The organism is Salmonella sp. NW884, from assembly GCF_051700745.1.
GTDB classification, from domain to species: Bacteria; Pseudomonadota; Gammaproteobacteria; order Enterobacterales; family Enterobacteriaceae; genus Salmonella; species Salmonella enterica.
The window spans coordinates 325890-345929 of record NZ_JAMMDE010000004.1 but is presented as its reverse complement, the minus strand read 5'-3'; the positions used below and the strand labels follow the sequence as shown (position 1 = coordinate 345929).

Annotated in this window: 19 protein-coding genes; 5 read left to right on the top strand and 14 right to left on the bottom strand. The window is 54.6% G+C overall.

The window, feature by feature from the left end; translation table 11 throughout:
• Nucleotides 1-22: 22 nt before the first annotated feature.
• The 12 genes from trpS to NA197_RS12135 all read right to left on the bottom strand — a co-directional run bounded on the left by trpS (nucleotide 23) and on the right by NA197_RS12135 (nucleotide 10308).
• Nucleotides 23-1027: a tryptophan--tRNA ligase gene (gene trpS / locus NA197_RS12190; protein WP_000165562.1), complete on the bottom strand. Its 1005-nt coding sequence runs from the start codon at nucleotides 1025-1027 to the stop codon at nucleotides 23-25.
• Nucleotides 1020-1778, bottom strand: coding sequence for a phosphoglycolate phosphatase (gph, locus tag NA197_RS12185; RefSeq protein ID WP_001038037.1), 759 nt, complete (start codon nucleotides 1776-1778; stop codon nucleotides 1020-1022). Before gph ends, trpS begins: the two co-directional genes overlap by 8 nt.
• A complete protein-coding gene (rpe, locus tag NA197_RS12180; RefSeq protein WP_000816285.1) occupies nucleotides 1771-2448 on the bottom strand; it encodes a ribulose-phosphate 3-epimerase in 678 nt (225 codons plus the stop codon). The genes gph and rpe overlap by 8 nt, the downstream gene beginning before the upstream one ends.
• A gap of 17 nt (nucleotides 2449-2465) precedes the next feature.
• On the bottom strand, nucleotides 2466-3302 hold the full coding sequence (gene dam / locus NA197_RS12175) for an adenine-specific DNA-methyltransferase (protein WP_000742132.1): 837 nt from the start codon (nucleotides 3300-3302) through the stop codon (nucleotides 2466-2468).
• A gap of 180 nt (nucleotides 3303-3482) precedes the next feature.
• Nucleotides 3483-4760, bottom strand: coding sequence for a cell division protein DamX (gene damX, locus NA197_RS12170; RefSeq protein ID WP_064043392.1), 1278 nt, complete (start codon nucleotides 4758-4760; stop codon nucleotides 3483-3485).
• 97 nt (nucleotides 4761-4857) lie between these two features.
• Nucleotides 4858-5946, bottom strand: coding sequence for a 3-dehydroquinate synthase (gene aroB, locus NA197_RS12165; protein ID WP_064043393.1), 1089 nt, complete (start codon nucleotides 5944-5946; stop codon nucleotides 4858-4860).
• Nucleotides 5947-6002: 56 nt separating this feature from the next.
• Nucleotides 6003-6524, bottom strand: coding sequence for a shikimate kinase AroK (gene aroK / locus NA197_RS12160; RefSeq protein ID WP_000818621.1), 522 nt, complete (start codon nucleotides 6522-6524; stop codon nucleotides 6003-6005).
• 464 nt (nucleotides 6525-6988) lie between these two features.
• Nucleotides 6989-8227: a DNA uptake porin HofQ gene (gene hofQ, locus NA197_RS12155; protein WP_023165842.1), complete on the bottom strand. Its 1239-nt coding sequence runs from the start codon at nucleotides 8225-8227 to the stop codon at nucleotides 6989-6991.
• Entirely contained in the window at nucleotides 8142-8543 is a 402-nt protein-coding gene (locus NA197_RS12150; protein ID WP_064043394.1) for a HofP DNA utilization family protein, read from the bottom strand. The genes hofQ and NA197_RS12150 overlap by 86 nt, the downstream gene beginning before the upstream one ends.
• Nucleotides 8533-9006: a hypothetical protein gene (locus NA197_RS12145; RefSeq protein ID WP_064043395.1), complete on the bottom strand. Its 474-nt coding sequence runs from the start codon at nucleotides 9004-9006 to the stop codon at nucleotides 8533-8535. The genes NA197_RS12150 and NA197_RS12145 overlap by 11 nt, the downstream gene beginning before the upstream one ends.
• Nucleotides 8990-9529 (bottom strand): PilN domain-containing protein, encoded by a 540-nt coding sequence (locus tag NA197_RS12140; protein WP_000951396.1) that lies wholly within the window; start codon nucleotides 9527-9529, stop codon nucleotides 8990-8992. The genes NA197_RS12145 and NA197_RS12140 overlap by 17 nt, the downstream gene beginning before the upstream one ends.
• Complete coding sequence (locus tag NA197_RS12135; RefSeq protein WP_000874738.1) at nucleotides 9529-10308, bottom strand: hypothetical protein; 780 nt, start codon at nucleotides 10306-10308, stop codon at nucleotides 9529-9531. Before NA197_RS12135 ends, NA197_RS12140 begins: the two co-directional genes overlap by 1 nt.
• A 120-nt stretch (nucleotides 10309-10428) precedes the next feature.
• On the opposite strand from NA197_RS12135, the gene mrcA reads away from it, so the two are divergent.
• On the top strand, nucleotides 10429-12981 hold the full coding sequence (gene mrcA, locus NA197_RS12130) for a peptidoglycan glycosyltransferase/peptidoglycan DD-transpeptidase MrcA (protein ID WP_000673808.1): 2553 nt from the start codon (nucleotides 10429-10431) through the stop codon (nucleotides 12979-12981).
• Between the two features lie 95 nt (nucleotides 12982-13076).
• On the opposite strand, the gene nudE is transcribed toward mrcA, so the two are convergent.
• Entirely contained in the window at nucleotides 13077-13640 is a 564-nt protein-coding gene (gene nudE / locus NA197_RS12125; RefSeq protein ID WP_000045725.1) for an ADP compounds hydrolase NudE, read from the bottom strand.
• Between the two features lie 322 nt (nucleotides 13641-13962).
• On the opposite strand from nudE, the gene igaA reads away from it, so the two are divergent.
• From igaA to hslO, 4 genes are all read left to right on the top strand, one after another.
• Entirely contained in the window at nucleotides 13963-16095 is a 2133-nt protein-coding gene (gene igaA, locus NA197_RS12120) for an intracellular growth attenuator protein IgaA (RefSeq protein ID WP_000104092.1), read from the top strand.
• Between the two features lie 64 nt (nucleotides 16096-16159).
• Nucleotides 16160-16828, top strand: a complete 669-nt coding sequence (yrfG, locus tag NA197_RS12115) for a GMP/IMP nucleotidase (RefSeq protein WP_001520508.1) — start codon at nucleotides 16160-16162, stop codon at nucleotides 16826-16828.
• A gap of 10 nt (nucleotides 16829-16838) precedes the next feature.
• A complete protein-coding gene (gene hslR / locus NA197_RS12110) occupies nucleotides 16839-17240 on the top strand; it encodes a ribosome-associated heat shock protein Hsp15 (RefSeq protein ID WP_000660723.1) in 402 nt (133 codons plus the stop codon).
• A gap of 24 nt (nucleotides 17241-17264) precedes the next feature.
• Entirely contained in the window at nucleotides 17265-18143 is an 879-nt protein-coding gene (gene hslO, locus NA197_RS12105; protein WP_001748865.1) for an Hsp33 family molecular chaperone HslO, read from the top strand.
• A gap of 110 nt (nucleotides 18144-18253) precedes the next feature.
• Here the strand turns inward: hslO and NA197_RS12100 are convergent, their stop codons facing one another.
• Nucleotides 18254-19963 carry a DUF4153 domain-containing protein gene (locus tag NA197_RS12100; RefSeq protein WP_064042880.1) on the bottom strand — a complete coding sequence of 570 codons (1710 nt, stop codon included), beginning with the start codon at nucleotides 19961-19963 and terminating at the stop codon, nucleotides 18254-18256.
• Between the last annotated feature and the right edge of the window lie 77 nt (nucleotides 19964-20040).

Below are 20040 nucleotides of genomic sequence, written 5' to 3'. Positions count from 1 at the left end.
GCCATCGGGCAAGCAATTACCGTTACGGTTTCGCCACAAAGCCAATGGCTTCGTAAACGGCTTTCAGCGTTTCGGCCGCACGTGCGCTGGCTTTTTCCGCCCCGTCTTTCATCACCTTCTGCAAGAACGCTTCGTCGTTGCGGAAACGGTGATAGCGCTCCTGCAACTCAGACAGCATTCCGGAAACCGCCTCCGCCACTTCGCCTTTCAAATGGCCATACATTTTACCTTCAAACTGTTTTTCCAGTTCAGGAATGCTCTGACCGGTCACGGCGGAAAGAATATCCAGCAGGTTAGAGACACCCGCTTTCTCTTTCACATCATAACGCACTACCGGCGGCTCGTCGGAGTCAGTGACCGCTCGTTTGATTTTCTTCACTACCGATTTCGGATCTTCCAACAGGCCGATTACGTTATTACGGTTATCGTCCGATTTGGACATTTTCTTCGTCGGCTCCAGCAACGACATCACGCGCGCGCCGGATTTTGGAATAAACGGTTCCGGTACTTTGAAAATATCACCATACAGCCCGTTAAAACGCTGGGCGATATCACGGCTCAGTTCCAGATGCTGCTTCTGATCTTCGCCTACCGGCACCAGATTGGTTTGGTACAGCAGGATGTCTGCCGCCATCAGCACCGGGTAATCAAACAGACCGGCGTTAATGTTTTCCGCATAGCGCGCAGATTTATCTTTAAACTGCGTCATACGGCTCAGCTCGCCGAAATAGGTATAGCAGTTCAGCGCCCAGCCAAGCTGCGCATGTTCCGGCACATGGGACTGAACGAAAATAGTGCTCTTTTCAGGATCAATACCACATGCCAGGTACAGCGCCAGCGTATCCAGCGTCGCTTTACGTAGCTGCTGCGCGTCCTGACGCACGGTAATAGCATGTTGGTCTACGATGCAGTAGATGCAATGATAGTCATCCTGCATGTTTACCCACTGACGCAATGCCCCCATATAGTTGCCAATGGTCAATTCACCTGAGGGCTGTGCGCCACTAAAAACGATGGGCTTAGTCATTTTTTATTTCCTGGTTATCGCTATGCGGAAGCCCAAGTGCGGGCAAAAGGTCGTTAAAACTGTCATAAATGACGTCCGGCTCGCTAAGGGCGATCGCTTCGCCATAATTGTAGCCGTATGTCAGGCCAACCGAAGGGCAGCCCGCCGCTTTTGCGGCCTGAATATCATTACGCGAATCGCCGACAAAAAGCATCTGCTCCGGCATCATGCCCAGTCGGCTTGCCACCAGCAACAACGGCTCTGGATGCGGCTTCTTATTTTGCACATCATCGCCGCCGATAACCACGCTAAAGTATTTGGCGATATCAAGCGATTCCAGCAACGGCGCGACGAACGGCGTCGGCTTATTCGTCACCAGACCTAATGACAATCCGCTGGCGTGCAGCGCGCCCAGCGTGTCGGCGACATGCGGAAATAAAAAGGTGCCCTCTTCCGCCACTTCGCCATAATACCTGTCGAACAGTTTACGCAGAATGCGTACCTGTTCCTCGGCAGGAATATCTTCATCAACGGGCGGTTTCCCCATCGTCTTACGCAGCGTGGCGCGCTCCTCGCGAGCCCAGGTCAGCGCGCGTTCCATCAATACGTCTGCGCCGTTACCAATCCAGGTAATCACGCGCTCCTCGCCCGCGACCGGCAGTTCCAGCGCATACAGCGCCATATCCACCGCCGCGGCAAGACCCGGCGCGCTATCCACCAGCGTACCGTCAAGATCAAAGGCGACGCCCCGAATATTCTGCAACTTATTCATGACTTACCTTTGCCAGCTCACTGCGCATTTCATCAATCACTTTTTTGTAGTCAGGCTTATCGAAAATTGCCGACCCCGCAACAAACATGTCCGCACCTGCTGCGGCGATCTCGCCGATATTGTTCACCTTCACGCCGCCGTCCACTTCCAGGCGAATGTCGTAACCGGAGGCATCAATGCGGCGACGCACTTCGCGCAGTTTATCCAGCGTCTGCGGAATAAAAGACTGGCCGCCGAAGCCTGGGTTCACGGACATCAGCAGGATCACATCCAGTTTGTCCATGACGTAATCGAGATAACTGAGCGACGTTGCCGGGTTGAATACCAGCCCCGCTTTACAGCCGTGTTCTTTAATCAGCTGTAGCGTGCGGTCAACATGTTCGGAGGCTTCCGGGTGAAAGGTAATGATGCTCGCGCCAGCGGCGGCAAAGTCGGGCACGATACGGTCGACTGGCTTGACCATCAGGTGGACATCAATAGGCGCGGTAATACCGTACTGACGCAGGGATTTCAGCACCATCGGGCCGATAGTCAGGTTCGGCACATAGTGATTATCCATGACGTCAAAGTGTACAACATCAGCACCGGCAGCCAGCGCTTTGGCGGTGTCTTCACCCAGGCGAGCAAAATCAGCCGACAGAATTGAGGGGGCAATCAAATACTGTTTCATCCGCTTCTCCTTGAGAATTATTTTCTTGCAGGCGTTGCGACTCCTGGTTGGTACAGAGCCAGCAGTTCGTCCACCTTTTTACGTGTGCCGCCGTTGCTGCTTATACTGCGTCTAACTTTGACGACATGCAATTTTGCGAGTTGATACCACTCGCGTGTGAGCGCCGTATCATGGTTGGAAATGAGCACCGGTATCCGGTTACTGACCAGATTCTCAGCGATTTCCGCCAGATGCGCTTGTTGCGTCAGGCTAAAACTATTGGTGTGATACGCTGTGAAGTTAGCCGTGGCGGACAACGGCGCATAAGGCGGATCGCAATAGACCACCGACGACTTGTCCGCACGCGCCATACTGTCTGCGTATGACTCACAGTAAAAGAACGCATTCTGCGCTTTTTCTGCAAAGTGGTACAACTCCGCTTCCGGGAAGTAAGGTCTTTTATAACGACCAAACGGTACATTAAATTCCCCGCGCAAGTTATAGCGACAGAGTCCGTTATAACCGTAGCGATTCAGATATAAAAACAGTACCGCCCGACGAAAGGGGTCCTGGCAGGTGTTGAACTCCTCACGGAGTTGGTAATAGACCTCAGCCTGGTTAGTTTCAGGCATAAACAGCTCGCGCGAAGCCTGTACGTACTCGTCAGTACGTAACTTCACGATGTTATAGAGGCTGATAAGGTCGCTGTTGATATCGGCGAGGATATAACGAGAAAAGTCGGTGTTAAGAAACACCGATCCGGCACCCACAAAAGGTTCGACAAGGCACTCGCCTTTTGGCAAATGTCGTTTGATATCATCAAGCAGAGGGTATTTTCCCCCTGCCCACTTCAAAAAAGCGCGATTTTTTTTCATGCTGACTAACTAATTACACCTTCTCCGGCTGTGGAGAAAGCTCCGACAGCATCCTGCGCTTTAGGCTGTGCCGCGTTGCTTTACGGCGCATTTGACGGTAGCAAATGCGCCCCTCGCGCCTGTCCTGAACAAAAATAGCTGTCAGCGACACTCACAGGCAATTGCAGGACACAGCCTGGATTATTTCAGATCGGCCTGAACCTGATGCAACGGTTTTGCCCACGGGTTTTTCGCCTGCACATCGGCAGGTAAGGTGGACACCGCACGTTTAGCATCTTCTTTCGAAGCATACATCCCCGTTACCAGCACATACCACGGTTGTCCATTACGCGTCGTCTCGTATACCACATAATTTTTCAGGTTCTCTTTCTTCGCCCAACCGTTCAGGTTGTCGTAATTTGAAGAACTACTGAGCTGCAATGTGTAGTGGCTGGATGGCGCGCTCTTTAATGCGCCAACGTTGCCAGCGCTTTTCCCGCCGCCTGCGACAGGCGTCGTCGAGGCTTGCGCTGGCTTCGCGGTTTGTACCGGCGCAGCGCTTGCCGTCGCTTGCGGCGCAGTCGTCGTGGTGGTCGCTTTCGGCGTCGCGGCTGGCGCTGCCGGTTCCGTGCGTTTCACTGGCGCGACCGGTTTCTTCGGTTCCGCAGGCGTGGTTTTCGCCGTGGTCTGCGGTTTCTTAGGTTCAATGACGGCCTGTTTACGTTCCGGACGCGTGGTATGACGCTCAGTAGGTTCGCTAACCGCCGCCTGACGCGTCGTGCTGCCATTGCGAACTGGCGCGACGGTTGCAGGCTCCGTCGGCAACGTAGAGTTCACCGCAACATTGTTCATCTGCTCTGGATTCTGCGTCAGCGCATTATTCAGATCGCCCTGCACTTCCACGCGCTGCTGACCGTCAGCGACCACAGGCGACTGTCCCTGCGTCGGCGTTGAAGAAATCGGCGGCAACGAAATATCCTGCGACGTATTGCCCGCGGTTTGTTCTGCGGAGGTGGCGCCCGGCGCAGGCTGGGTCGCATTCGCCTGATCGGCGGCGTTACCGGAAAGATCGATACTCTTTTCGCCAGAGGCCGACGGCTCGCTGGAAGACGTAGAGGGGGCTTTCAGCGCGGAGCCGATACCGATAATCAACAGCAGCAGCACCAGTACGCCAACGCCCATCATCATGTACTGACGAGAGGCTGGCTTATGGGCCGCTTTTTTACGCTTACGTGGGCGGCGTTCAACACGCTCTTCGTCCACCGTATCGTCTTCATCGGATTCGTACTCTTCTTCAACTTCAGGTTCTTCACTACGTGCTTTACGCGTACGCGTCGGACGGCGATCGTCGGCATCCAGATCAACGTCATCAAAGTTGATCTGCGGCTCATTATCGCGTTCTGAAGATTGACGAGAACGACCAGTACGACGATCGCTGGGATCGGGTTTCAGCTCGTCTTCTGGTTTGAATTCATCCATTTAACACCCCACTCAAAGGTTAATGCTTACGACATTGCACATAACCTGAAGCTAAAAGACTGACATCTACGCAATATCAGTCTGACCTTTCTTGTTGTTACGCCTGCTGACAGTCAGCAATCGCGCTAAGAACGACTTCGTGCGACACTCCGCCGCGCACTTCACTTTTCCCTATGGCCAGCGGAAGCACTAAACGCAGCTCCCCCGCTAACACTTTTTTATCTCGCAGCATGTGCGGCAAATAGTCCTGCGCGGACATCTCGCAAGGGCCATTGACTGGCAGCCCGGTCCGTTCGAGTAGAGCGATGATGCGCTGCGTATCAGCAGAACTGAACTGCCCCAAACGCTCGGATGCGCGCGCAGCCATCACTATACCTGCGGCAACGGCTTCACCATGTAACCAATTGCCATATCCCATTTCCGCTTCAATGGCGTGGCCAAAGGTATGTCCAAGATTCAGTAAAGCACGTAAGCCCGCTTCACGCTCGTCGGCGGCAACAACTTCGGCTTTCAGCTCGCAACAACGACGAATACAGTACGCCATCGCCGGGCCGTCCAGACGCAACAGCGCATCCAGATTATCCTCAAGCCAAGTGAAGAAGTCCGCGTCAAGTATAATGCCGTATTTGATCACCTCTGCCAGTCCCGATGCCAGTTCGCGTGCGGGAAGCGTTTTCAGGCAATCAAGATCGACAACCACAGAAGCGGGTTGGTAAAACGCGCCAATCATGTTTTTGCCAAGGGGATGGTTGACGGCGGTCTTCCCGCCCACGGAAGAATCAACCTGCGACAGTAAGGTAGTTGGCACCTGGATGAAACGTACGCCTCGCTGGTAGCTGGCCGCCGCAAAACCGGTAAGATCGCCAATCACGCCGCCGCCAAGCGCGACCAGCGTGGTATCACGACCATGCGGTTTTTTCAGTAACGCCGTAAACACCGTATCCAGCACCGTCAGGCTCTTATACTGCTCGCCGTCAGGAAGAATCACGCTGTCTACGTTAACGCCCGCCCGTTCAAGTACGCCGCGAACCTTGTCCAGATAAAGCGGCGCCAGGGTTTCGTTGGTCACTAACATGACCTGATCGCCTGATTTCAGCGGCAAGAATGAAGCTGGTTCGTTAAACAAACCAGCCGCGATGGTGATCGGGTAACTACGTTCCCCGAGAGTGACTGTAATCCTCTCCATGACGCGACATCCACCTTAGTTACTTGTGCCCGCTTACCCAGCGTATTCTGCTTGAATTAGTTGCTTTCCAGCATATGAATAATCTGGTTTGCCACAACCTTAGCGCTTTGATCGTCGGTGCGAATGGTGACGTCGGCAATCTCTTCGTACAGCGGATTGCGTTCGTTAGCCAGCGCTTCCAGAACTTCGCGAGGCGGTGCTTCAACCTGCAACAGCGGGCGTTTTTTATCACGCTGCGTGCGCGCCAGTTGTTTTTCGATGGTCGTTTCAAGGTAGACCACGACGCCACGCGCGGAGAGACGGTTACGCGTTTCACGCGATTTTACAGAGCCACCGCCGGTTGCCAGCACAATACCCTGTTTTTCCGTCAATTCGTTGATAACTTTTTCTTCACGATTACGGAAGCCGTCTTCACCTTCAACATCGAAGACCCAGCCCACATCAGCTCCGGTTCGTTTCTCAATCTCTTGATCAGAATCGTAAAATTCCATATTGAGTTGTTGAGCTAACTGGCGCCCAATAGTGCTTTTTCCGGCACCCATAGGCCCAACCAGAAAGATATTGCGTTTCTCTGCCATTTTTTCGGTACTACTAAGACTATTCGTTAATGGTAAACCCGCTTCACAGACACCCAGCGCAGCAGGACATGAACTGAAACCTCATAAGATATTGCGAGAGTCAGACTGAAAATTATCTCAATACTCAAGCGGGTTTGGCAACTGAATAAATCACCAAGCCTGATTGTTGCAAAACCCGAGTTAGCGTTGCCGGATGGCGACCAGAACAACATATCCGGCTTACAAATTGCTCTACTTTCAAACAATTGTGCGCAATCCGCAGAACCAATACGTCTGCATCAGCGGACATTCAGCCGTTTATCATCGGTCTTATGCACACCTTCGGCAAGGCAAAGCGCATTAATCAATGCGTAAGCAACGAAAAGCACGACTCTCAAATCGGTACTCCTTGTATGCTAAATACATCCGCACGTCAAATCCCGCAGATGCGTTCAGTGCAAAAACAGCGCTTTTTTATGCATAAATTATTCTGTCGCCACCAGTCTGGGGGTGATAAACACCACTAATTCGCGTCGCTCGTCCTCTTTACCGTCATGGCGGAAGAGCTGACCAAGCCAGGGAATATCCCCCAACAGCGGCACGCTATCGCTACCCGATTTATTTTTTCGCGAAAAAATACCGCCCAGCGCCAGCGTCTCGCCGCTTTTTACCTCTACCTGCGTTTCAATTTCCTGTTTATCTATCGCCAGCACTTCGCCGTCAGCCTGTTGTAGTACCTGACCGGGAACATTCTGGCTGATATGTAACTTCAGGCGGATGCGCCCTTTTTGCAAAACGGTGGGCGTCACCTCCATTCCCAGTACCGCTTCTTTAAATTCCACGGAGGTCGCGCCGCTTTCGCCGCTGGAAACCTGATAAGGAATTTCGCTGCCTTGCTTGATACTGGCTGGCTGTAAATGCGAAGCCAGCAGCCGGGGGCTGGCGATAATATCCAACTGCTGCTTTTGCTCCAGCGCTGACAGCTCTAAATCCAGCAGGCGTCCGTTAATGCGCCCGATGTTAAACCCGACGCGTGAGGTGGCGGCGGCGACGGATAAATCACTGGAAAGCGTCGTCACGTCACCCACCGCGCCCGCTTGCGTCGCGTCAGCCAGCGTCCACTTTACGCCCAGTTCCCGTAGACTCTTTTCGTTAATGGTGACGATATGCGCCGCCAGCTCCACCTGCGCCACCGGCAGATCCATTTGCGATACCCATTTTTCCAGCTCCGCCAGGGCCGCGCGGTTATCGCGCAACAGCAGGCGGTTGGTACGCTTATCTACCATGATGGTTCCCTTCGCGCTCAGGAGTTTCTCGCCCGCTTTCGCCAGTTCGGCGGCATCGGCGTATTGCAGGCTAATGCTGCGGTTTTCCAGCGGTAAATTAGCCTGAAGCCTCAACCGCTCGGCATCCTGCCGCGCACTGTGTTCTTTCTGCCAGGCCTGTGAATGAACATGGAGAATATTCCCCTCCTGACGCAACACAAGCCCCGCGCTATTGACCACCGTCTGAAGCGCCTGTTTCCACGGCACATCCGTCAGATGTAGCGATAATGTCCCGCTGACGTCCGGCGACACCACCAGATTCTGCCGCTCCTGTTCGGCTAAAGCCTGCAAAACCTGCACCACAGGAACGTCATCAACCACCAGCGTCACTTTCGCCGCTTTTCCCGCCTGCGCGGCGGGCATCAAGGCTATCAGTATTATGGCTATCCATCGCTTCATTGTCCGCTCCCTGACGTAGCCACCGCCACTGCGGCGGCGCACAATTTTTACCGGTCGTTAACGTTAAGGCTTCCGCCGTCAGGCGGACAATCGTCCAACCGTTTTCCAGCGTCTGCCCTTCTTCCACTCGTCGCCATTTTTGCTGACTGTCTTTAAGAATGCCTGTCCATCGCTCGCCTTTACGCACCGTGCCCTGATACCGCCACTGCGAGAGTTCCGCTATCCGGCAGCGATCTTCCGGCGGGCGGAAGGGATCGCGCATTCCCGTCAACGTCAGCAAACAAAAACAGAGCAATACACTGCGGCTAGCCTTCATTCGCCAGGCGCTCCAGTTGCAGCGTCATCAATAATTCCGCCCCCTCTTTACGCAATGAAAACCGACTTACGATCATCTCGCTTTCGGCCAACCGGACAAACAGCGACGGCACCGCATCCCAGGACGTTTTCAGCGCCATTTCTCCCCCCTGCGCCGATGGCTGCCAGTGCAGCAAACGCAAGGGAGGCGCCTGGAAATCTAACGGCGAAAAAGGACGCGGATTTTCAACGGAGCCCCCGAAAAGCGGTTCAGCCGCGACGCTCAGACGGCGCAGATGACGCCACTGTTGCCGGGCGGCCTCGCGCTGTTGGCTTAACCGCGCATGTTGCGTATCCAGCGTCTTCCAGCCGGGATAGCCCACAGATAACGCGACCGTCAGCGTCAGGCACAGCACGCCTGCACACCAACCAAAAACCCGACCACGGCGCGACATCCCGTACCAGATATCAAAGAGCGCGTTCACGGGCGGCGCTCCTCGTTAACTGATAATGGAACTGCCAGCGCCCTTGCGCATCCTGCCGCGTGGCGCCCGTGCGGTTTAGCGGAAAACTGACATAGTGACGAAGCGATGTCTCAAGCGTGAGCAGGGCGTCAAACGTTCTCGCCAGCCCTTCCAGCTCTAGCGTCTCTTGCTGATAATTGAGGCTTGTCAGCCATACCTGCTCTGGCAACAGGTTGGCAAGGTCAGTCAAGATAGATTGCCAGGCTTGCGTCAGTTCACGCTGCGCCTGACGTTGTAATCGCGCCTGTTGCTGTCGCTGACGCTGCTGCAACTGCGGTATGTTCGCCGCAAGCGCCGTCGTGCGTCCGTTTTCCGCCGTCAGTAGCAGTTCATTAATCCTCCCCTCTTGCCAAAAAACCAACCGGACGATCGTCGCGAGGCTTGCTATCAGCAGCAGGGACGCGCCCCATACCACGCACCACAGCCGCAGACGCGCTACATAATGTTGGCGCCGCCAGGGGAGCAAATTGACAGAATGCGCCATCAGCGTATTTCCCCCATGGCTAAACCCAGCGCAATCGCAAAGCGATAACCGTCCGGCGGAACCGGCGGTTGGCGGACGGTAACGGCGCGCCAGGGGTCGAATTCGCCTTCGGCGCATAACGAAATATGTTCCGGCACGACGGATAACGTCGCGGCAAGGTCATGCAGCGTCATCGCCTCTCGCGCCGATTTACGCCCCCATGCATAGCGCGTCGCCCACAGCCACTGGCTCTCATCGCGCCAGACCAGACATTGCCGCCCCGAAGGTATAAACGGCAGCAAGCGCTGTAACGCGCAGGCATCGGGCGTTACAGCAGCGATGCGCACATTGAGCGTTTGCGCCAGCGTTAACAGCGCTGAAATTTCTTTGCTTTGCACGGCGGTAACGTTGAACGCGGGGCTCAGCGCATCGTCCTGAAAGTCGAAACGCAATAAGTCCGGATCCATATCCAGCTCACGCGCCATCGTTTGTGAAAGCCATGCGACTTGCTCACGTTCCCGCAGACGCATCGGCGGATGTGGAAAAGCGCGTTGCAATGTCCGATTTGCGGGAAAAGAGAGATAAATACGGTGACGTAGCGGCAGCTCGCGGCTCCAGGGTCGCAGTACGTGAGCCAGCGATTGCGGGTCAGGAATCGTACCCTCTGCCGTGGAGGCGTTCATTAGCGGCAGTCGCCACCAACGTTGCAGGGACCAGCCCGATGCGCCGCGAATAACGGCGATGGCCAGCGCTTCATGCTGCTGAATATGCAATCCTATTTGCCAGGTTTTAAAAGCCATAACGGTCGATCTCCTTATCACCCGTCGCGTTAACGGGTATATCAATGCGTCTGGCTTGCCTTTATACTACCGCGCGTTTGTTTATAAACTGCCCAAATGACACTAAATGGGAAATCTCCAGTGAAGTTCGTAAAGTATTTATTGATCCTTGCAGTATGTTGCATCCTGCTGGGAGCAGGCTCGATTTATGGCCTTTATCGCTATATTGAGCCGCAGCTACCTGACGTCGCGACATTGAAAGATGTGCGTTTGCAAATTCCGATGCAGGTTTACAGCGCGGATGGCGAACTTATCGCGCAATATGGCGAAAAACGCCGTATTCCCGTTACGCTCGATCAAATTCCGCCGGAAATGATCAACGCCTTTATCGCCACCGAAGATAGCCGCTTTTATGAGCATCACGGCATTGACCCGGTAGGTATTTTCCGTGCGGCCAGCGTCGCGCTCTTCTCCGGTCACGCATCGCAGGGAGCAAGTACCATTACCCAGCAACTGGCGCGAAACTTCTTCCTTAGCCCCGAGCGCACGCTGATGCGCAAGATCAAGGAAGCGTTTCTGGCGATTCGTATTGAGCAGTTGCTGAATAAAAATGAGATCCTCGAACTCTATCTGAACAAGATCTATCTCGGCTACCGCGCCTATGGCGTTGGCGCGGCGGCACAGGTCTACTTTGGTAAGACGGTCGACCAGCTTAGTTTAAGCGAAATGGCGGTTATCGCCGGGCTACCGAAAGCGCCTTCTACCTTTAACCCGCTCTACTCGATGGATCGGGCGATAGCGCGCCGTAACGTAGTGCTCTCGCGAATGTTAAGCGAGGGATATATCACTCAGGCGCAGTACGATCAGGCCCGTAGCGAACCTATTGACGCAAATTATCACGCGCCAGAAATCGCCTTCTCCGCGCCTTATCTGTCGGAAATGGTGCGCCAGGAAATGTATAACCGTTATGGCGAAAGCGCCTATGAAGATGGTTATCGTATTTACACGACCATCACCCGCAAAGTGCAGCAGGCCGCGCAACAGGCGGTGCGTAATAACGTGCTGGACTATGACATGCGCCACGGTTATCGCGGCCCGGCGAATGTGCTATGGAAAGTGGGCGAAACGGCGTGGGACAGTAAAAAAATTACCGATACGTTGAAAGCGTTGCCGACCTACGGACCGCTGCTTCCCGCCGTGGTCACTAGCGCTAATCCGCAAGAGGCGACCGCTGCGCTTGCCGACGGTACGTCCGTTTCGCTACATATGGAAGGAATGCGTTGGGCGCGGCCTTACCGCTCGGATACGCAGCAGGGGCCGACGCCGCGTAAAGTTACCGATGTCGTCCAGACAGGCCAGCAAATCTGGGTTCGTCAGGTGGATAACGACTGGTGGCTGGCGCAGGTACCGGAAGTGAACTCCGCGCTGGTTTCGCTTAACCCGCAAACTGGCGCGGTACTGGCGCTGGTCGGCGGTTTCGATTTTAATCAGAGTAAATTTAACCGCGCGACGCAAGCTTTGCGTCAGGTGGGGTCGAACATCAAACCGTTCCTCTACACCGCCGCAATGGATAAAGGGCTGACGCTCGCCAGTATGCTCAACGATGTGCCGATTTCCCGCTGGGACGCCGGGGCAGGTTCAGACTGGCGTCCGAAAAACTCCCCGCCGCAGTACGCCGGACCGATTCGTTTACGCCAGGGGCTGGGGCAGTCGAAAAACGTGGTGATGGTACGCGCCATGCGCGCCATGGGCGTCGACTATGCGGCGGAGTATCTACAACGCTTCGGCTTCCCGGCGCAGAATATCGTGCATACCGAATCGCTGGCGCTGGGCTCCGCCTCCTTCACGCCGATGCAGGTTGCGCGCGGTTATGCGGTGATGGCGAACGGCGGTTTCCTGATCGATCCGTATTTCATCAGCAAGATTGAGAACGATCAGGGCGGCGTGATCTTCGAAGCGAAACCGAAAATCGCCTGCCCGGAGTGCGATATCCCGGTCATTTACGGCAATACGCAGAAATCCGATGTGCTGGAAAACACCAATGTGGAAGAGGTCGCGGTTTCGCAAGAGCAGCAAAACAGCGCCGTACCGATGCCTGAGCTGGAACAGGCAAACCAGGCGCTGGTCGCGCAAAACGGCACGCAGGAGTACGCGCCGCATGTGATCAATACGCCGCTGGCGTTTCTGATTAAAAGCGCGCTGAACACCAATATCTTCGGCGAACCCGGCTGGATGGGTACCGGCTGGCGTGCGGCGCGCGATCTTAAACGTCGCGATATCGGCGGCAAAACCGGTACAACCAACAGCTCGAAAGACGCATGGTTCTCCGGCTATGGTCCTGGCGTCGTCACTTCCGTATGGATCGGCTTTGACGATCACCGCCGTGATTTAGGCCGCACCACCGCTTCCGGCGCGATCAAAGATCAAATCTCCGGCTATGAGGGCGGCGCGAAGAGCGCGCAACCTGCATGGGACGCCTATATGAAAGCCGTGCTGGAAGGCGTGCCGGAACAGCCGCTAACGCCGCCGCCGGGCATCGTCACGGTGAATATCGACCGCAGTACCGGACAACTGGCGAGCGGCGGTAACAGCCGTGAAGAGTATTTCATCGAAGGCACGCAGCCGACACAACAGGCGGTACACGAGGTGGGAACTACCATTATTGATAATGGTGAAACACACGAACTGTTCTGATCAAAAAAGGCGCTCCGGCGCCTTTTTTATTGTGTTTAGCGGATGACGGCGAACGGGGAGACAAACTTTCCGTTGGCTTGATCAACGCCGCGCCATCAGGCAATTCGGCCCTGCGCTTTCAACCACTCGCGTACCAGAAACAGCGCGCTGACGTTGCGGGCCTCGTTAAAATCGGGGTCTTCCAGCAGATCCATTAAATGCGCCAGCGGCCAGCGTACCTGCGGCAATGGCTCAGGCTCGTCGCCTTCCAGCGACTCCGGATAGAGATCTTCCGCCACCACGATATTCATTTTGCTGGAAAAATAAGAGGGCGCCATGCTGAGTTTTTTTAAGAAGGTCAGGTTATGCGCGCCAAACCCGACCTCTTCTTTGAGCTCCCGGTTCGCCGCTTCAAAAACGGTCTCACCCGGGTCGATCAATCCTTTCGAGAAGCCCAGCTCATAGGATTCGGTTCCCACCGCATACTCACGAATAAGAATCAGATGCTCATCAACGATCGGCACAATCATTACCGCCTCACGGGTTGATGGTCGCATACGTTCATACACGCGACGCACGCCGTTGCTGAACTCCAGATCCACGCTTTCTACGTTAAACAGTCGGGATTGTGCGACGGTTTCCACTTTCAGAATGGTGGGTTTTTGTAATGATTTGCTCATTGTGAGAATCTTTGCAGTGTAATCTGTGGTCATTGTGCGACATACCGCACGGTTTCGGCAATGCGAATTGCCGTTTATTTACATTTATGTAACGTAATAAAAATTAATTCTTATTTCAAATTAAAAGTCAATAGGTTGAAATAACTCCAGGAATTTGCTGATATTCCGTTTTTGGTGGTATTGCTATGATTTGCCTTCACTGGGATGCGCTTTACAATGCTCAAGTTCAACTCCACGCTTGCCGATAGCCAACCACAGAAAAATGTTTATTGGACAGGGTGCGACTGACCACGCCTGACAGACTTAGTAAGATGGGGAAAGCATGAGCACCATTCTGATTTTTATAGCTGCTTTGCTGGCCTGCTCTCTACTGGCAATATGGCGGTTCCGGGTAAAGTCCAGACGAGGGAGTTTACCGTGGATCAGCGCCTTTCAGGACGCGCAAACGCGTAAACTGTTGCCCGAAGAGCGCAGCGCGGTAGAAAACTATCTCGATAACCTTAGCCAGATCCAGCAAGTTCCGGGGCCGACAGGCGCCAGTGCTGCGCCCATCTCGCTGACGCTGAACGCGGAAAGCAACAGTGTCGTGATACTGACTCACTCCATCACCCGCTACGGCATTACCACTGACGATCCTAATAAATGGCGCTACTACCTCGACTCCGTCGAAGTCCATCTGCCGCCTTTCTGGGAACAGTACATCAATGATGAAAACAACGTTGAGCTGATCCTCACGGATACGCTGCCGCTGGTGATCTCTTTAAACGGCCATACGCTGCAAGAGTATATGCAGGAGTCGCGTGGCTACGCGCTACAGAATACGGCCTCTACGCAGGCGTCGATTCGCGGCGAAGAGAGCGAGCAGATTGAGCTGTTGAATATCCGTCAGGAGACCCACGAAGAATATGCGCTCAGCCGCCCAGCTGGCTTGCGCGAAGCGTTGTTAATCGTCGCCTCCTTTTTGTTATTCTTTTTCTGTCTGATAACGCCAGACGTTTTTGTACCGTGGATGATAGGCGGCGCAATCCTGCTGCTGGCAGCCGGACTTTGGGGGCTTTTTGCGCCGCCGTCGAAAAGCGCGCTGCGGGAAATTCACTGTCTGCGGGGAACGCCCCGCCGCTGGGGACTGTTTGGGGAGAATAATCAGGAGCAGATTAACAATATTTCGCTGGGCATCATCGACCTTATTTACCCTGCCCACTGGCAACCCTACATTACGCAGGATCTTGGGCAACAAACGGATATTGATATTTACCTTGATCGCCATGTCGCGCGCCAGGGCCGTTTTTTATCCCTGCATGATGAAGTGAAAAACTTTCCGTTGCAGCACTGGTTACGCAGCACTGTTATTGCTATCGGTTCGCTGCTGGTGTTGTTTATGCTGCTGTTCTGGATCCCGTTGGATATGCCAATCAAGTTCACGCTATCGTGGATGAAAGGCGCGCAAACCATTGAAGCGACAACGGTAAAACAGCTTGAAAAAGCTGGCGTGCGGGTGGGCGATACGCTGCACCTGAGCGGTAAAGGAATGTGTAATATTCATTCCGGCGCGACCTGGAGCGGCCAGTCTAACTCACCGTTTATGCCGTTCGATTGCTCGCAAATCATCTGGAATGACGCGCCTGCGTTACCGCTACCGGAATCAGACCTGGTGAATAAAGCGATGGCGCTAAGCCAGGCGGTAAATCGTCAGCTCCATCCAAAACCCGAAGACGACTCGCGCGTCAGCGCATCTTTACGCTCCGCGATCCAAAAATCGGGCATGGTATTATTAGATGACTTTGGCGATATTGTTCTGAAAACCGCTGATTTGTGCGCGGCGGAAGACGAGTGCGTGCGTCTGAAAAATGCGCTGGTTAATCTCGGTAACAGTAAGGACTGGAACGCGCTGGTGAAACGCGCGAACGCCGGCAAACTGGACGGCGTCAACGTGCTGCTACGCCCCGTAAGCGCAGAGTCGCTGGAAAATCTGGTCACGACCTCAACGGCGCCGTTTATTTCTCGCGAGACCGCGCGTGCCGCCCAGTCGCTGAATAGCCCCGCTCCCGGCGGATTCCTGATCGCCAGCGATGAAGGCAGCGAACTGGTTGATCAGGCCTGGCCGTCAACGCCGCTGTATGACTATCCCGCGCAGGAACAGTGGAGCGCCTTCCAGCGTCTGGCGCAAACGCTCATGCAGACGCCATTTAGCGCCGAGGGCATTGTCACCAGCGTGTATACCGATGCCAACGGCACGCAGCATATCAGCCTGCATCGTATCCCCGATAAATCCGGCTGGTGGCGTTACCTCGGCACCACGCTGCTGATGCTGGCAATGATAGTGAGCGCGGTCTACAACGGCATTCAGGCGTTCAGACGTTATCAACGCCACCGTACCCGTATGGCGGACATCCAGGAATACTATGAAAGCTGCCTCAATCCCAGGTTAACCGTCTCTCCGGAAAATCTCATCTGATAGCGCCGCCGTGCGACAGGGTATGCTACCCTGTCGCGCAAATTGCGTTACCCTGGAGTTCCCCATGCATATTGATATTGACTGGCAAAACGTGGATACCGTTTTGCTGGATATGGACGGCACGCTGCTCGATCTCGCTTTCGATAACTATTTCTGGCAAAAGCTGGTACCGGAAACCTACGGCGCGCAGCAGGGTATTTCGCCGCAGGACGCGCAGGAATATATTCGCCAGCAGTATCATGCCGTACAGCATACGCTAAACTGGTACTGTCTGGATTACTGGAGCGAGCGTCTGGGTCTGGATATTTGCGCCATGACGACGGCGCAAGGGCCGCGCGCCGTTTTGCGCGACGATACCGTACCGTTTCTGAATGCGTTAAAAGCCAGCGGAAAACGTCGGATTCTGCTCACCAATGCGCATCCACATAACCTGGCGGTGAAGCTGGAGCATACCGGTCTGGCCTCACACCTTGATTTATTACTTTCCACCCACACATTTGGTTATCCCAAAGAGGATCAGCGGTTATGGCGCGCTGTCACTGAGGAAACGGGAATAAGCGCAGAGAAAACGCTGTTTATCGATGACAGCGAACCGATTCTCGACGCCGCCGCCCGGTTTGGTATTCGCTACTGCCTTGGCGTGACGAATCCCGATTCCGGCCTGGCGGAAAAGCACTATACGCGCCATCCGTCCCTGAACGACTACCGCCGTCTGATCCCCTCGCTGATGTGAAGGAGACGCCATGAAAGAAAAGTCCTCCGTTGAGGTCAGACTGGATAAATGGCTGTGGGCCGCGCGTTTTTATAAAACCCGCGCGATGGCCCGCGAGATGATTGAAGGCGGTAAGGTGCATTACAACGGCCAGCGCAGTAAGCCGAGCAAAATCGTCGAGCTGAACGCAACCCTTACCCTGCGTCAGGGAAATGACGAACGGACGGTGATCGTTAAAGCCATCACCGAACAGCGCCGTCCGGCCAGCGAAGCCGTCGCTCTGTATGAAGAGACGGCGGAAAGCGTGGAAAAACGCGAAAAAATGGCGCAGGCGCGCAAGCTTAACGCCCTGACTATGCCGCATCCGGACAGGCGACCGGACAAAAAAGAGCGCCGCGACCTGTTACGATTTAAACACGGCGACAGCGAATAACTGTCACCCGCAAGAGAGATGATTATGCCGCAACATGACCAATTACATCGTTATCTGTTTGAAAACTTTGCCGTTCGCGGCGAGCTGGTGACCGTTTCGGAAACCTTGCAACAGATCCTCGACAATCATAACTACCCGCAGCCGGTGAAAACCGTACTGGCCGAACTGCTGGTCGCCACTAGCCTGCTGACCGCAACGCTGAAGTTTGCCGGCGACATTACGGTACAGCTCCAGGGCGACGGGCCGTTAAGCCTGGCGGTGATCAATGGCAATAATCAGCAGCAGATGCGCGGCGTGGCTCGCGTTCAGGGCGATATCCCTGACAATGCGGATCTCAAAACGCTGGTTGGCAACGGCTATCTGGTGATCACCATTACGCCGGAAGAGGGTGAACGCTATCAGGGCGTGGTGGGTCTGGAAGGCGATACTCTGGCGGCGTGCCTGGAAGATTACTTCCTGCGCTCCGAGCAGTTGCCGACGCGCCTGTTTATCCGTACCGGCGATGTCGACGGTAAACCGGCGGCAGGTGGAATGTTGCTCCAGGTGATGCCGGCACAGAACGCGCAGGCGGAGGATTTCGACCATCTGGCCATGTTGACGGAAACCATTAAAAGCGAAGAGCTGCTGACGTTACCGGCAAATGACGTGCTGTGGCGTTTGTATCACGAAGAAGAAGTCACGCTCTACGATCCGCAAGATGTTGAATTCAAATGCACCTGTTCACGCGAACGTTGCGCGGGCGCGCTGAAAACATTGCCGGATGAAGAAGTGGACAGCATTCTGGCGGAAGAAGGTGAAATCGATATGCACTGCGATTACTGCGGCAATCATTACCTGTTCAATGCGATGGATATCGCGGAGATCCGTAACAACGCCTCTCCTGCCGATCCACAGGTTCATTAATCGCCTCGTAGTCGGCAACGTCATTGCCTGATGGCGCTGCGCTTATCTGGCCTACAGCATCCTGCTCCGTAGGCCGGATAAGGCATTTATGCCGCCATCCGGCAAAAAGCTTACTCGTTGTAGTAATCCACATCCAACCGCTTACCATTAACAATGATATCGCGCCAGGCTTTGGGGGCTGAGTATAACTGATGCCCGGCAATCGCGTGCAACAGTTGCGTCTTAGAAAACCCGTCCGGCAATCGGGCGAACGCTTTCTGCGTCCATTTCCCCTCTTTTAAGCCGTAGACCTGGCTCTCGGCAACAATAAAGTTATACAGCACCTGCTCAGGCTGACCGTCGCCGTTAAGATCCTGACTCACCAGCACGCAGGCATCCGGTTCAAGGCAGGAAGCGCCCGAATAACTCTGCTCTTTGACAAACGCCCAAAATGCGGCATCCGGCTTCTGGCTACCGGGCGCAATCATCACCACCCGCGCTAAATCGTCCGCCGTCGGAGAGACCTTATTTCTCTGCAAAAACGTCATCAGTTCACGATTGCGCTTTCTGTTCTGCGTAAACGCCTCGTCATCCCGCAACGATTTCAGCGCTTCCTGGCCAGGTTTGCCGCTGTGATCCAGCATATACAGGCTGATCTGATCCGCAGTAATTTTACCGCTATGGTAACGCGCCATATGGCTGTTGACGCTAATACGCCAGACATCAAGTACAGGCGAGGCCAGCAACAGCAATATCACCAGCGTCAACAAAGAGACGCTCAGTATCACCTTGCCTTGCCACTCACCAGGGTCGCGTCCGCGGCGTAACAGACCGATCAGATAACCGAAGGACCATACCAGCAAGACAGACACCGTCAGCGCGCCATACAGACGATCCGGCGTCCAGCCGTATTGCTGAATACGTACCCATAACGCCCAGCCCGCCAGCAGCATATATATCGGGGCAACGCACAGCGAGGCGCTAATCATGCCGCGTAGTACGCGCGGATAGGGTAATACGCGCTTTTGCGGTTCGTTGACAATCGCCACGAGGAGCAGCAGCATCAGCGTCAGCGTGGATAGCAGCCCCGCAGCGGAAACACGCGCAGAAATCGCCTCCAGTCCGGTAAAGGGTAACGTCACAATAAACAGCAAGGCCAGCAGCGACACCACCGGCAGTAAACCTGTCGCGATCAGCGTCAGCAGCTTTTGCACCGCCGCCACAAGGCGCGACTGCGTGCGGGCGAGAATGACCGCCAGCGCCGTAATCAGGCCGATGGTCACATAAATAAAGGCTTCAGTTTCAAAGAAAAGGGTGCTGAAAAAGCGGATGCCCACCAGCCTGAATAGCGCGCTCCAGAGCAGAAGCACCAGCCAGAACAGTCCGTTGGCGACCAGGACGATAAACAATGTCAGTACGTTATGCCATAACCGCAGATAAAACTGGGGATAACGCGCCGAACCGGTTTGCGAATGTAACTGATATTGCATCCAGGGTAATACCAGCATCGCCATCAACACAAGCCGGAGACCATACAGCCAGAGGAGCTCGGCCAGGCGCCATTTCTCCACCGCCTCAACCTGCCATTTCAGCCAGCCGCTCATTGCCAGCACGACCACAAAGATCAGCCCCAGCCAGCCCCACAGCGCGCGCTGTTTAAAAGAGACCACGGTAAGCAATAGCATTGACGACAACGCTATCGTCGCAGGCATACCATAGAACAGCCAGTCGCTATTTTGTGGTACCAGCCAGGCCATCAGCAGGTAGCACAAGACGCCCTGCAGCAAACCGGTGAGCAACATACCCCAGCGAGTAGTACGTGAAAGCGCTACACTTTCCATGTCGTTATCCAGAATGATGAGAAAGTCGCATTATTGCATCATCTGTTCACCGCCAGGCGTCGTCATGCATAATTCAG

What these genes read in the sequence shown, in the direction of transcription:
- nudE (WP_000045725.1), bottom strand. Translation starts at nt 13,640, where the DNA reads ATGAGCAAATCATTACAAAAACCCACCATTCTGAAAGTGGAAACCGTC.
- NA197_RS12135 (WP_000874738.1), bottom strand. Translation starts at nt 10,308, where the DNA reads ATGGCTTTTAAAACCTGGCAAATAGGATTGCATATTCAGCAGCATGAA.
- hslR (WP_000660723.1), top strand. Translation starts at nt 16,839, where the DNA reads ATGAAAGAAAAGTCCTCCGTTGAGGTCAGACTGGATAAATGGCTGTGG.
- hslO (WP_001748865.1), top strand. Translation starts at nt 17,265, where the DNA reads ATGCCGCAACATGACCAATTACATCGTTATCTGTTTGAAAACTTTGCC.
- NA197_RS12150 (WP_064043394.1), bottom strand. Translation starts at nt 8,543, where the DNA reads ATGAAGGCTAGCCGCAGTGTATTGCTCTGTTTTTGTTTGCTGACGTTG.
- NA197_RS12100 (WP_064042880.1), bottom strand. Translation starts at nt 19,963, where the DNA reads ATGGAAAGTGTAGCGCTTTCACGTACTACTCGCTGGGGTATGTTGCTC.
- aroK (WP_000818621.1), bottom strand. Translation starts at nt 6,524, where the DNA reads ATGGCAGAGAAACGCAATATCTTTCTGGTTGGGCCTATGGGTGCCGGA.
- NA197_RS12140 (WP_000951396.1), bottom strand. Translation starts at nt 9,529, where the DNA reads ATGGCGCATTCTGTCAATTTGCTCCCCTGGCGGCGCCAACATTATGTA.
- trpS (WP_000165562.1), bottom strand. Translation starts at nt 1,027, where the DNA reads ATGACTAAGCCCATCGTTTTTAGTGGCGCACAGCCCTCAGGTGAATTG.
- igaA (WP_000104092.1), top strand. Translation starts at nt 13,963, where the DNA reads ATGAGCACCATTCTGATTTTTATAGCTGCTTTGCTGGCCTGCTCTCTA.
- yrfG (WP_001520508.1), top strand. Translation starts at nt 16,160, where the DNA reads ATGCATATTGATATTGACTGGCAAAACGTGGATACCGTTTTGCTGGAT.
- dam (WP_000742132.1), bottom strand. Translation starts at nt 3,302, where the DNA reads ATGAAAAAAAATCGCGCTTTTTTGAAGTGGGCAGGGGGAAAATACCCT.
- aroB (WP_064043393.1), bottom strand. Translation starts at nt 5,946, where the DNA reads ATGGAGAGGATTACAGTCACTCTCGGGGAACGTAGTTACCCGATCACC.
- hofQ (WP_023165842.1), bottom strand. Translation starts at nt 8,227, where the DNA reads ATGAAGCGATGGATAGCCATAATACTGATAGCCTTGATGCCCGCCGCG.
- gph (WP_001038037.1), bottom strand. Translation starts at nt 1,778, where the DNA reads ATGAATAAGTTGCAGAATATTCGGGGCGTCGCCTTTGATCTTGACGGT.
- rpe (WP_000816285.1), bottom strand. Translation starts at nt 2,448, where the DNA reads ATGAAACAGTATTTGATTGCCCCCTCAATTCTGTCGGCTGATTTTGCT.
- damX (WP_064043392.1), bottom strand. Translation starts at nt 4,760, where the DNA reads ATGGATGAATTCAAACCAGAAGACGAGCTGAAACCCGATCCCAGCGAT.